The following is an 11,711-nucleotide window of genomic DNA, read 5'->3' on the forward strand; positions in this document are numbered from 1 at the left end:
GCCCCAGGAGCAACTGGCATGATAGGTCTCAGCAGCAAAAGTCATATTTCGCATACCTGTTAAACCATCGCTCGAGGTCATACAGGTTCGGCAACAAGGAAAGCCCATGCCTACCCGGCGCAGCGCCCCGTCTCTCCTGGCTCCTACCTGGCTGATCGGTCTGCTGATCCTGCTCTTCACCCTGCCGGCCTCGGCCATCGAGCTGGAGCAGGTTCGCCCCGGTTTCCCCGAAGCGACCCGGTTGAGCGAGGCCGAGGGCACCCTTCCCACCATGGCGGTACTGGATGACGCGGGAGAGCCGCTGGGCTACGTCTTCGAGAGTGTCGATATCGCCCCCATCCCCGCTTATTCGGGCAAGCCGGTCAACCTGCTGGTGGGTATCGACCTGGAAGGGCGCATCGTACTGGCCGATATCCTCGGCCACGAGGAGCCCATCATGCTGGTGGGTATCCCCGAGGCGAAGCTGGAGGGCTTCGCCGATGCCCACGTGGGCGCCCACGTCAGCGACCGGCTCAAGGTCGGCGACAACCTGGACGCCATCTCCGGCGCCACGGTCACCGTCATCGTGGTCAGCGATACTATCCTGCGCGCGGCGCGCCAGGTGGCCGCCGAACAGGGGCTGATCGACGATCCCTCCGCCATGCCGGCAGCCCGGGTGCTCGAGGACGTTTACACCCCTGCCGACTGGGAGGCTCTGACCGGCGACGGCACCATTCGTCGGCTGCATCTGTCCCACGGCGAAGTGGACGAAGCGTTTGTCGGAACCCCCGCCGAGAACTACCTGCACACGCCCCAGCCGGCGGAGCGCACCTTCATCGAGCTCTTCTACACCTACCTCAACCCGCCCACCGCCGGCCGAAACCTGCTGGGCGACGGTGGCTACGAGCGGCTGATGACCGAGCTCGACGAGGGCGAGCACGCCATCGCCGTGATGGGCCGCGGCGACTACTCCTTCAAGGGCTCGGGCTACGTGCGCGGCGGCATCTTCGACCGCCTTGAACTCAGCCAGGGCAACACCACCGTCAGTTTTCACGACAGCGATCACATTCGCCTGGGCAGCCTCTCCATCGAGGGGGCCCCCGACTTCGTCGAGCGCGACATCTTCATCGTGCGCGAGCATGCCGCCTTCGACCCGGGCCAGCCCTGGCAGCTGGAGCTGCTGGTGCGCCGCGCTTCCGGCCCGCTGGATACCGAGTTCAGCCGCTTCAGCGCCGACTACAGCGTACCCGAGGCCTATATCGAACGCCCGGAGCCGCCCCAGGAGGAACCGATCTGGGTCCAGGTGTGGCGTGACAAGGCCTTCCAGATTGCCGTGCTGGGCGCGGGCCTGGTGGTCCTGACCGGCGTCATGCTGTTCCAGGACGTGTTGGTACGCTACCCGCGCATCATGCGCCCGCTTCGCCTCGGCTTTCTCGTCTACACGCTGGTCTTCATCGGCTGGTATTCCCTGGCCCAGCTCTCCGTGGTCAACGTGCTCACCTTCACCAACTCGTTGATCACCGGCTTCAGCTGGGAGTCGTTTTTGATCGACCCGATGATGTTCATCCTCTGGTCGTTCGTGGCGGTGAGCCTGCTGCTGTGGGGCCGCGGCGTCTTCTGCGGCTGGCTGTGTCCCTTCGGCGCCCTGCAGGACCTGGTCAACAAGGCCGCGCGCAAGCTGGGCGTCAAGCAGTACGAAGTGCCCTTCGGCCTGCACGAGCGGCTGTGGGCCATCAAGTACATCATTCTGCTCGCCCTGTTCGCCGTCTCGCTGCATTCGCTGGGGCAGGCCGAGCGCTATGCCGAGGTGGAACCGTTCAAGACCGCCATTACCCTGCGTTTCCAGCGCGAGTGGGGCTTTCTGCTCTACGCACTGGGCCTGGTCGCGATCTCGGCCTTCACCCACAAGGCCTACTGCCGCTACGTCTGCCCGCTGGGCGCGGGGCTCGCCATTCCTGCCCGCCTGCGCCTGTTCGACTGGCTCAAGCGCCACCGCGGCAGCTGCGGCACGCCCTGCCAGATCTGCGCCAACGAATGCGAAGTGGCTGCCATCCATCCCGACGGCCACATCAATGCCAACGAGTGTCACTACTGCCTCGACTGCCAGATCACCTACCACGACGACCGCCGCTGCCCACCGATGATCAAGCGCCGCAAGCGCTACGAGAAGGCGGCGCGCGTATCGGGTGGCAAAGGTCACGTCGAGTTCCATGAACCCGCCAACGCCGTCGAGCGGCTGCAGCGCATACCGACCCACCAAGAGGACTGAAAAAATGAGTGACAAGAAGCAGATCGAGAATCTCGGCCGCCGGCACTTCCTGCGCAACAGCGCGGTGACCGGTGTTGCCGGGGCCGGCCTGGCCAGCGGTTTCGGCGCCAGCGCGCTGATGGGCAGCCGTCAGGCCCAGGCCGCCAGCGCCGCTGAAGGCAGCGTGGCACCGGGCGAACTCGACGAATACTACGGCTTTTGGAGCGGCGGCCACTCCGGCGAGGTGCGCGTGCTGGGCGTACCCTCCATGCGTGAGCTGATGCGCATCCCCGTCTTCAATACTGACAGCGCCACCGGCTGGGGCCTCACCAACGAGTCCAAGCGCATCCTGGGCGAGTCTGCGCGCTTCCACAATGGCGACACCCACCACCCGCACATCTCGATGACCGATGGCCGATACGACGGCAAGTATCTGTTTATCAATGATAAATCCAATACCCGCGTGGCACGCATCCGTCTGGACATCATGAAGACGGACAAGATCACTACCGTGCCCAACGTGCAGGCGATTCACGGCCTGCGCCTGCAGAAGGTGCCACACACCAAGTACGTGTTCTGCAACGGTGAGTTGCCGATCCCGCAGGTCAACGACGGTCGCGATCTGGAGAATCCGGAAAACTACTGGACCATGTTCAACGCAGTGGATGCCGAGAGCATGGACGTGGCCTGGCAGGTGATCGTCGACGGTAACCTCGACAACACCGACGCCGACTACACCGGCCGCTTCGTCGCCGCCACTTGCTATAACTCCGAAAAGGGCGTGACGCTCTCCGAAACCATGAGCGCCGAGCGTGACTGGGTGGTGGTATTCGACGTCGAGGCGATCGAAGCCGCTGTCGCCGCCGGCCAGTACGAGACCCTGGGCGATTCGCCGGTGCCGGTGCTCGACGGCCGCAAGGGTTCTCAACTGACGCGCTACATCCCGGTGCCCAAGAACCCGCACGGCCTGAACACCTCGCCGGACGGCAAGTACTTCATGGCCAACGGCAAGCTGTCGCCGACCGTGACCATCATCGCAATCGACCGCCTGCCCGACCTGTTCAGCGATGCCATCGAGCCGCGCGACACCGTGGTCGGCGAGCCCGAACTGGGCCTGGGGCCGCTTCACACCACCTTCGATGGCCGCGGTTACGCCTACACCACGCTGTTCATCGACAGCCAGGTGGCCAAGTGGCACATCGAAGATGCCATTCGCCACTACAACGGCGAGGAGGTGAACTACATCCGCCAGAAGCTGGACGTGCATTACCAGCCCGGCCACAACCACGCCAGCCTCACTGAATCACGCGATGCCGACGGCAAGTGGCTGGTGGTGCTGTGCAAGTTCTCCAAGGACCGCTTCCTGCCCGTGGGCCCGCTGCGCCCCGAGAACGACCAGTTGATCGACATCAGCGGCGACGAGATGAAGCTGGTGCACGACGGCCCGACCTACGCCGAGCCGCACGACTGCGTTCTGGCGCGTGCCGACCAGATCAACCCGCTGCGCGTGTGGCGGCGTGACGATCCCTTCTTCGCCGATACCATTGCCATGGCCGAAGCCGACGGCGTCAATGTCGAGCGCGACAACAAGGTGATCCGCGACGGTAACAAGGTGCGTGTCTACATGACCTCCGTGGCGCCGACCTTCGGCCTGACCGAGTTCAAGGTCAAGCAGGGCGACGAAGTCACCGTGGTGATCACCAACCTCGACCAGGTGGAGGATCTTACCCATGGCTTCTGCATGGTCAACCACGGGGCGCAGATGGAAATCGGCCCGCAGCAGACCGCCAGCATCACCTTTGTCGCCGACAAGCCCGGTGTGTACTGGTACTACTGCAGCTGGTTCTGCCACGCCATGCACATGGAGATGACCGGCCGCATGCTGGTCGAGAAGGCCTGACAGGCATCGCGATCAGGTAATCCCTGGTTGCCTTGAGGGGCGCCGGAACCAGGATCAGAAGGTGTTCCTGGTTCCGGCACAGCCCCATAGTATCTGGAGAAATGCATGACCCGACGACCGATTTTCGGCGTCCTGATCCCGATTCTTGCCGCCTGGCTGGCCATGCCGGGCGTGCTGCTGGCTGCCGACTGGCAGGCCAGCCCGGGCGAATCGCTGCAGCCGCTGGTCGAACGCGCCAGCGACGGCGACCGCCTGCTATTGCCTGCGGGCCGCTATCCTGGCCCGCTCACGATCGACCGCACCCTGACCGTCGAGGCCGAGCCCGGCGCCGTGCTCGACGCTGGCGGCAGTGGCCATGGCGTCATCGTTACCGCCCCCGGCAGCGTGATCGACGGCCTCACCGTGGAGAACTGGGGACGCGACCTCACCACCATGGACAGCGGCATCCTGGTGGAGCGCAGCGCCACCGGCAGCGTCATTCGCCACTCGCATCTCACCGGTCCCGGCTTCGGCATTCGTCTCGACTCCGCCAACGAGGTGGCGGTGCAGGACAACGTCATACGCGGCGACACCTCGCTGCGCTCGCAGGACCGCGGCAACGGCATTCACCTGTACAACGTGCAGGGCGCACGGGTGGAGGGCAACGACATCCGCGAGGTACGCGACGGTATCTACATCGACAGCAGCAGCCAGAGCCTGCTGCGACGCAACGTGATGCAGGACCTGCGCTATGGCGTGCACTACATGTACGCCCACGACAACCGCCTGGAAGAGAACCTGACCCGCAATACCCGCACCGGCTATGCGCTGATGCAGTCGCGCCACCTGACGGTAGTCGGCAACCGCTCCGAGGGCGACCTCAACTACGGCATCCTGATGAACAACATCACCTACTCGACGCTGAGCGGCAACCGCGTCGAGGGCGTGCGTGCGGCAGCGGACTCAGGCGGACAGGCGCTGGTCAGCGGCAGCGAGGGCAAGGCACTGTTCGTCTACAACGCCCAGTTCAACCGCTTCGAGGGCAACCGCCTGGCCGACAGCGACATCGGCATCCACCTCACTGCCGGCTCCGAGGATAACGGCGTGGTGGGCAACGCCTTCGTCGACAATCGCCAGCAGGTGATGTATGTCGCTACCCGCACCCAGGAGTGGTCGGAAGACGGCCACGGCAACTACTGGAGCGACTACCTGGGCTGGGACCTGGCCGGCGACGGTACCGGCGACACCCCCTACGAGCCCAACGACGCCATGGACCGCCTGCTGTGGCGTTTTCCCGCGGCGCGGCTGCTGATGCACAGCCCCGCGGTGCTGACCCTGCGCTGGGTGCAGCGCCAGTTCCCCGTCTTCCGCCCACAGGGCGTGAAGGACAGCGCCCCCCTGATGACAGAACCCGATTCCGGAGACACCGACACATGAACGCGGTGATCGAATTCCACGGCGTGACCCGGCGCGACGGCGACGTGGTGCGCCTCGACGCCCTCGACCTCTCGGTCAGCGAGGGCGAGGTACTCGCCCTGCTGGGCCATAACGGCGCCGGCAAGACCACCACCATGAAGCTGATCCTGGGGCTGCTCTCGCCCAGCGCCGGCAAGCTCTCCGTGCTCGGCGGCGCCCCGGACGGCGCCCATGCCGAGACGCTGCGCCGCCACCTGGGCTACCTGCCCGAGAACGTCAGCTTCTACGAACAACTCAGCGGTCGCGAGGTGCTCGATTTCTTCGCCCGGCTCAAGCGCGTCGACCGTCGTCAGGTCAACGAACTGCTCGACCGGGTGGGCCTGGGCGCGGCCGCCAAGCGCCGCGTGAAGACCTACTCCAAGGGCATGCGCCAGCGCCTGGGCCTGGCCCAGGCACTGCTCGGCGAGCCACGCCTGCTGCTGCTCGACGAGCCCACCACCGGGCTCGACCCCGCCGCTACCCGCGACTTTTACGACACGGTTCGAGAATTGCGCGAGCGCGGCTGCACGGTGTTGCTCTCCTCCCACGTACTGCCGGGGGTGGAGCCCTACATCGACCGTGCGCTGATCCTCGGCGGCGGACGGCGCCTGGCGCTGGGCAGCCTGGAGGCGCTACGCGCCGAGGCCGCGCTGCCGATGACCATTCGCGCCCGCGGCCGCCTCGAGGGCGCCGACTGGCAGCGGCCCTGGAACGATGCGCGCATCGAAGCGCGGCCGCTCAACGGCCACGAAGTGACGCTCTCCGTGCCCGGCGACGCCAAGCTCGCCGTGCTGCGCCATCTGTCGGCGCATCCTGGGGTCGAGGACATCGACGTGCTGCCGCCAACGCTGGAGCACCTCTATACCCATTTCTCCGCCGGGCTCGCGCCCCGCGAGGGAGGAGACGCCCGATGAACGCCATCCTGACGCTGGCCGGCAAGGAATTTCGCGACGGCATGCGCAATCGCTGGGTGCTGGCGATCACCCTGGTGCTGGCCCTGCTTGCCGTGGGCATTGCCTGGTTCGGCGCCGCCGCGAGCGGTGGACTGGGCTTCACCTCGCTCGCCACCACCCTGGTCAGCCTGGCCACCCTGGCGGTATTCCTCATCCCGCTGATCGCCCTGCTGCTGGCCTACGATGCCGTGGTCGGCGAGCAGGAAGCCGGCACCCTGCTGCTGCTGCTCACCTATCCCGTCAGCCGCACCGCGCTGCTACTGGGCAAGTTCCTCGGCCACGGCCTGATACTCGGTAGCGCCACGGCGCTGGGGTTCGGCATCGCCGGCGCGGTGATCGCCGTCGGCGCCGAAGGTGTCGCGCTGAGCGAACTGGCCGCCGGCATGGGTCTGCTGATCGCCAGCAGCGTGCTGCTGGGCTGGGTGTTCATCGCCTTCGCCTACCTGATCAGCGTCTGGGTGAGCGAGAAGGCCCGCGCCGCGGGCTTGGCGCTAGTGGTGTGGTTCCTGTTCGTACTGGTATTCGACCTGGGCCTGCTGGCGCTGCTGGTCAGCATCAAGCAGGGCGGCGACTGGCTGCCCTGGCTGCTGCTGCTCAACCCCACCGAGCTGTTTCGCCTGATCAACCTGGCCGGCTTCGAGGCGGCACGCAGCTACACCGGCCTGACTTCGATCGCCGAGGGCGCTGCCTTCCGCCCCACCGTGCTGCTGCCGCTGCTGGCCGCCTGGGTGCTGGTGCCCCTGGGCCTGGCGCTGCTGCGTTTCCGCCACCGTTCGGCTTGAGCCCGCTTACTGCTTTTGGAGTCCCCGCCATGCGCCGTTTCTTGCTGCTGCCCCTGCTCCTGCTGCCGCTGCTGCTCGCCGGCTGCGGCGAGTCGGAGCCCGTCGTCCTGGCCGCCGCCGAGCCCATCGAATCCGGCGACAGCTGCCACGTCTGCGGCATGCTGATCGACGAACACCCCGGCCCCAAGGGCGAGGCCTTCCTCGACAAGGGGACCTCGGCGTTGAAGTTCTGCTCTACCACAGAGCTGTTCGCCTTCCTGCGCCAGCCGGAGAATGAGAGCCGCCTCTCCCACGCCTACGTGCACGACGTCGCCGCCGCGCCCTGGCCCAGGCCCGACGACGGCGCCTTCATTCTCGCCAGCGAGGCGTGGTACGTGGCGGGCCACGACCAGCGCGGCTCCATGGGCCATACCCTGGCCTCCTTCAAGGAGCGCCACCACGCCGAGGCCTTTGCCGAGACCCACGGCGGCGAACTGTACAGCTTCGAAGAGATCGATCTCGACCTGCTGGCCCGCCTGAGCCGCGGCGAACTCGGCGGCGATACCATGGGTGGCATGAGCGGGCACGGTAACGACCATGCCAATCGCCAAGGGAGCCACGGCGGGCACTGAGCCCGACGGGACAGCCACCGCACCGCATGCTAGGCTCGGGCGCATCGATTTGCGAGGAACCCGCATGCGCCTCCCCTCTCCACTCGCTGCCATACTGGTCGGCTTGGCCCTGGCCGGGCCGGCCTTCGCCACCAACTACAATGTCAGCGATGCCGAGCAGCACGAGAATTGGCACTCCGTGACGCTCACGCTGGGCGAGGAGCGTCACTTTCGCGCCCTCGAGCAGACGAGCTACAGCGACGCGATCCTGAGCGTCAACTACTCTGCAGGCGTCTGCGACCTGCCGTGGCTCGAGGTGCGCGTCGAGCTCGACGAGCACCAGCCGGAGAGCCGCGTGGCCAACCTGGTCCCCGGCGACCTGCGAGTCGATTATGAGACCATCCACAGCGGCATGGCGGAATTCATCACCCAGCGCGGCGACCGTGGCTTCTACGTCAATTTCTACCTCGATACCCAGGCGCTGCTGCTCGACGAGATGCGTGGCGGCGAGACGCTACGGCTGCGATTCGACCGCGGCGACGAGGACTATTGGTTCATGAGCTTCGACCTGACGGGGGCCGACGCGGCCATGGCCCGGGCCGAAGGGCTGTGTGAGGCCGCCAACTGATGGCGACGCTGCTGTTCCGGCTGGCCAACGTCAGCGAAGAGGAAGCCTGGGAAGTGCGCCGGCTGCTCGACGAGCACGGCTTCGACACCTACGAGACCCAGGCCGGCTTCTGGCGCCTGGGCGTCGATGCCATCTGGCTGCGTGACGCCGCACAGTTGGAGGCGGCGCGAGAGGTCCTCGAGCGCTACCAGGCAGAGCGTCAAGCGCGCGAGCAGCAGGCGCACGCTGAACGGGTCGCGCAGGGTGAAGCACCGACCCTGTGGCGACGCCTGCGCCACCATCCCGTGCAGATGCTGCTGGTAGCCCTGGCCGTGCTTGCCATCCTGGCGCTCACGCTAGTGCCCTTCCTGGGGCTGATCGAGAATTTCGACAGCCACTAGAGGTTTTCCCCGCCAAGCAGAATGGTCGCCCCGAGGCGGCCATTGAAGGCGGTGGCATTCAACGAAACCGCTGCGTATCCAGATACTCGACCGAGAGATAGTCCTCGAACGTCCACAGCCGCACGAAGCGCCCGCGCTGTGTCGCCTCGTCGCCTTCGCCCCCCCACACCATCAGACTCTGCGGCGTTTCGGGCATGTCGCCCTGGAGCTGCTCGTACCACCAGGCAGACATCTCCTCCGCCCAGGGCTCGCCGTGGCTTGCCACGAGCTGTTCGACGATCCGCTCGCGCTGTGCCACGTCGGGATGGAACGACACCACCAGGGCGAGCTGGTCGCTGCCGGCAGGGAACACGTAGCGCAGGTCCGTTTCCGGCTCGTCCTGGGCTAGCAGCTCCCCGTCGATGATGAGATCGCCCGCTTCGGTCTCCTGGGCCTCGACCTGGGTCACGGCATCGCGCTCGAGTACGGCCATCACCTCCTCGGACGACATGCCGAACTCGGCGCTGCGATAGCCCGTGGGCGCATCCGCCGCCAGGGCGGCGGAGAAGACCAGGGCCGCCAGGCCGCCGCCGAGCCAGGTCGAGGCGTGAATGAATCGTCCCATTGATGTTACTCCAGGATGGTGGGGGCGACCGCCGTGCATGCCGGCGATCGCTCAGGTTGACGTATGCCTCGGGTCACTCGGCCGGCACCACCGTGATCACCCCCGTCATGTCGCGATTCTCATGGGGGCGGCAGCGGTAGGCGTAGGTGCCGGGCTCGTCGAAGGTGCGCTCCCAGCGCTCTTCGGGAAACAGTCGCTCCGAGCCGAGGTCTTCTTCATGGAAATAAACGTCGTGACTGGTACGTTTCTCGGTATTGACCCAGCGTACCGTGGTGCCGACTTCCACCTCGATGCTGGCGGGGTGATAACCGTAGTCGCGCATTTCCACTTCGACCACATCGTCGCCGGCCTGGACCACCCCGCCCAGCAGCAGGGTGGCCAGGGCGGTCGCGCCGAACGTTCGTCCGATACGCTGTTGCATGAGCGTTTCCTCCCTGGTCATCAGGTCAATGAGTGACGCGCGTGGCATTGATCTCCACCATGTCCTCGCCGAAGGCCTCCTCGGGGTTCTCGACACCGAAGGCCAGGCCGTACTGGAAGGAGACGTGGTGGAAGCGTGAGTCGGCATGGTCGTCGTGCAGCGCCACGTTGAGGCTGTAGAGTCGCGCCAGGTCGAGCGGCTTGTCGCCCTGCGTGCCGGTCTTGAGTGCACGCGTCAGGTAGGCGGTCCACACGCCGTCCTGTTCCTCGGCGCTGAAGGCGATAGCTTCACTATCGCTGAAGTGGCGCTCGTCGAGGACATAGCCCGATTCGACGGAGCCGTCGCCGCTGTTGTAGCGCGCCAGGTCGAGATAGGCGCCGCCATCGAGCAACTCCTGGATCTCACTCTCCTCCTTGAGCTTGTCCCAGCCGCCGCGGGCCGCGCCACGTCGTCCCTTGATCTCGATCTCGGTGCGGCTCTCGGAGAGGTACTTGGTGACGCCGTTGCCGCTCATGAAGTCGAGTCGTTCGGTGAGCTCGCTCGCCGCCAGCGCCTCGGCTTCAGGGGCATCGGGCATATAGGCGGAGTCGTGGTGGCAGCTCGCCCAGCAGCCCGCCCGCTCGGCCATGTCGACGCGGTCATCGGAGAGGCTGACGGTCAGCTTGAAGGGGTTGTCCGGATCCATCACGCCGCCCTCGACGAAGGGCAGCGGCGCATGCTCGCCGGCCTCCCACTGGAACTGCATGTAGAGGTATTCGTCGTCGAAGGCAGCCTTGACGCTCATCGGCACATGGCCGCGCTTGTCGCCCAGGTCGTAGGTTTCGATCTTCTCGCCGGCGACGGCCAGCGCACCGATGTCGGCCTCTTCGCCCTGGTGGCACCAGAGGCAGCGGTCGCCGAAGCTGAAGGCACGCCCGCCCCCGTGAGAGCTGCCGTCCTGGATCCACTCGATGGAAGCCTGGCCGGGCAGGAACAGCGTCAGGTCGATGGCCGGCACGTCATCCCAGTCGAGGGCGGCGGCAAGGTTCTCGCTGACGGAGGCGGCTTCGCCCAGATCTTCGTTCTCGAGCGGCGCGACAGGCGCTCCCTCGTCTCCCGCTTCCTCGTCGGCGACCTCGAAGCGGCCTGCCCAGACCGGTGATTCATCCCAGGCTTCAGGGAGCTGGTGGGCGATGCCCTGGTGGCACTCGATACACGTCATGCCCTGGTCGAAGGCGCGGGCATGCTCGCGGGAAGCGCGCGCAGCCTGCTGCTCCAGGTCCATCGCCGACCAGTCATGGCAGTTGCGGCATTCGCGGGAGTCGGTCTTGAGCATCGAGCGCCAGACGTTCTCGGCCAGGTGAATACGCTTGGCCTCGAACTCCTCCTGGGTATCGATCGAACCCAGCATCCAGTGCCACACCTCGCGGCTGGCCTGGATCTTGCGAATCATCTTGGGTCCCCAGGCGTCCGGTACGTGGCAATCGGAACAGGCCGCACCCACGCCAGTGGCGTTCTGGTAGTGCGGGCGCTCTTGATACTCCTCGTGGACCCAGCTCATCTCATGGCAGGAGGTGCTGCAGAACTTGTAACTGTTGGTCGCCTCCATCACGGTATTGAAGCCGCCCCAGAAGATGATGCCGGCGATAAAAAAAAGTACGGCGGCACCCAGCGATGCCCCCAGGATGGTGATTCTGCGCCAATTGCGTGGTCGCTCCCCCATGGTCTTTCTCCCAAGATGTCATGACGCGGTGCTTGCTCTCGACGGCCGCCGCCTGGTTGTGCTGTTGTGCCGGCCCCTTCCCCCGCCGCT

General features: G+C 66.1%; 11 protein-coding genes. 8 read left to right on the plus strand and 3 right to left on the minus strand.

Annotation, left to right across the window (positions count from 1 at the left end):
- Positions 1-106: 106 nt before the first annotated feature.
- The 8 genes from nosR to ACOJCM_RS19125 all read left to right on the plus strand — a co-directional run bounded on the left by nosR (position 107) and on the right by ACOJCM_RS19125 (position 8,894).
- Positions 107-2,248 carry a transcriptional regulator NosR gene (gene nosR, locus ACOJCM_RS19090; RefSeq protein WP_445213670.1) on the plus strand — a complete coding sequence of 714 codons (2,142 nt, stop codon included), beginning with the start codon at positions 107-109 and terminating at the stop codon, positions 2,246-2,248.
- 4 nt (positions 2,249-2,252) lie between these two features.
- Complete coding sequence (gene nosZ, locus ACOJCM_RS19095; RefSeq protein ID WP_445213671.1) at positions 2,253-4,127, plus strand: TAT-dependent nitrous-oxide reductase; 1,875 nt, start codon at positions 2,253-2,255, stop codon at positions 4,125-4,127.
- Positions 4,128-4,232: 105 nt separating this feature from the next.
- Positions 4,233-5,543 (plus strand): nitrous oxide reductase family maturation protein NosD, encoded by a 1,311-nt coding sequence (locus ACOJCM_RS19100; RefSeq protein WP_445213672.1) that lies wholly within the window; start codon positions 4,233-4,235, stop codon positions 5,541-5,543.
- Entirely contained in the window at positions 5,540-6,475 is a 936-nt protein-coding gene (locus ACOJCM_RS19105; RefSeq protein WP_445213673.1) for an ABC transporter ATP-binding protein, read from the plus strand. The genes ACOJCM_RS19100 and ACOJCM_RS19105 overlap by 4 nt, the downstream gene beginning before the upstream one ends.
- Positions 6,472-7,296 carry an ABC transporter permease gene (locus ACOJCM_RS19110; protein ID WP_445213674.1) on the plus strand — a complete coding sequence of 275 codons (825 nt, stop codon included), beginning with the start codon at positions 6,472-6,474 and terminating at the stop codon, positions 7,294-7,296. Before ACOJCM_RS19105 ends, ACOJCM_RS19110 begins: the two co-directional genes overlap by 4 nt.
- A 29-nt stretch (positions 7,297-7,325) precedes the next feature.
- Positions 7,326-7,907 (plus strand): nitrous oxide reductase accessory protein NosL, encoded by a 582-nt coding sequence (locus tag ACOJCM_RS19115; protein WP_445213675.1) that lies wholly within the window; start codon positions 7,326-7,328, stop codon positions 7,905-7,907.
- A 64-nt stretch (positions 7,908-7,971) separates the two neighbouring features.
- Entirely contained in the window at positions 7,972-8,514 is a 543-nt protein-coding gene (locus ACOJCM_RS19120; RefSeq protein WP_445213676.1) for a hypothetical protein, read from the plus strand.
- The gene (locus tag ACOJCM_RS19125; RefSeq protein WP_445213677.1) at positions 8,514-8,894 is read left to right on the plus strand and encodes a DUF6164 family protein; all 381 of its coding nucleotides are present in this window, start codon (positions 8,514-8,516) and stop codon (positions 8,892-8,894) included. The genes ACOJCM_RS19120 and ACOJCM_RS19125 overlap by 1 nt, the downstream gene beginning before the upstream one ends.
- Before the next feature lie 58 nt (positions 8,895-8,952).
- Here the strand turns inward: ACOJCM_RS19125 and ACOJCM_RS19130 are convergent, their stop codons facing one another.
- The 3 genes from ACOJCM_RS19130 to ACOJCM_RS19140 all read right to left on the minus strand — a co-directional run bounded on the left by ACOJCM_RS19130 (position 8,953) and on the right by ACOJCM_RS19140 (position 11,621).
- Entirely contained in the window at positions 8,953-9,498 is a 546-nt protein-coding gene (locus tag ACOJCM_RS19130; RefSeq protein WP_445213678.1) for a hypothetical protein, read from the minus strand.
- Between the two features lie 73 nt (positions 9,499-9,571).
- Positions 9,572-9,919, minus strand: coding sequence for a cupredoxin domain-containing protein (locus tag ACOJCM_RS19135; RefSeq protein WP_445213679.1), 348 nt, complete (start codon positions 9,917-9,919; stop codon positions 9,572-9,574).
- A 25-nt stretch (positions 9,920-9,944) separates the two neighbouring features.
- Complete coding sequence (locus ACOJCM_RS19140) at positions 9,945-11,621, minus strand: NapC/NirT family cytochrome c (RefSeq protein WP_445213680.1); 1,677 nt, start codon at positions 11,619-11,621, stop codon at positions 9,945-9,947.
- Between the last annotated feature and the right edge of the window lie 90 nt (positions 11,622-11,711).

The organism is Billgrantia hypersalina (assembly GCF_052584175.1).

Coding starts and splice junctions, on each gene's coding strand:
- nosR (WP_445213670.1), top strand. CDS start 107: ATGCCTACCCGGCGCAGCGCCCCGTCTCTCCTGGCTCCTACCTGGCTG.
- nosZ (WP_445213671.1), top strand. CDS start 2,253: ATGAGTGACAAGAAGCAGATCGAGAATCTCGGCCGCCGGCACTTCCTG.
- ACOJCM_RS19100 (WP_445213672.1), top strand. CDS start 4,233: ATGACCCGACGACCGATTTTCGGCGTCCTGATCCCGATTCTTGCCGCC.
- ACOJCM_RS19105 (WP_445213673.1), top strand. CDS start 5,540: ATGAACGCGGTGATCGAATTCCACGGCGTGACCCGGCGCGACGGCGAC.
- ACOJCM_RS19110 (WP_445213674.1), top strand. CDS start 6,472: ATGAACGCCATCCTGACGCTGGCCGGCAAGGAATTTCGCGACGGCATG.
- ACOJCM_RS19115 (WP_445213675.1), top strand. CDS start 7,326: ATGCGCCGTTTCTTGCTGCTGCCCCTGCTCCTGCTGCCGCTGCTGCTC.
- ACOJCM_RS19120 (WP_445213676.1), top strand. CDS start 7,972: ATGCGCCTCCCCTCTCCACTCGCTGCCATACTGGTCGGCTTGGCCCTG.
- ACOJCM_RS19125 (WP_445213677.1), top strand. CDS start 8,514: ATGGCGACGCTGCTGTTCCGGCTGGCCAACGTCAGCGAAGAGGAAGCC.
- ACOJCM_RS19130 (WP_445213678.1), bottom strand. CDS start 9,498: ATGGGACGATTCATTCACGCCTCGACCTGGCTCGGCGGCGGCCTGGCG.
- ACOJCM_RS19135 (WP_445213679.1), bottom strand. CDS start 9,919: ATGCAACAGCGTATCGGACGAACGTTCGGCGCGACCGCCCTGGCCACC.
- ACOJCM_RS19140 (WP_445213680.1), bottom strand. CDS start 11,621: ATGGGGGAGCGACCACGCAATTGGCGCAGAATCACCATCCTGGGGGCA.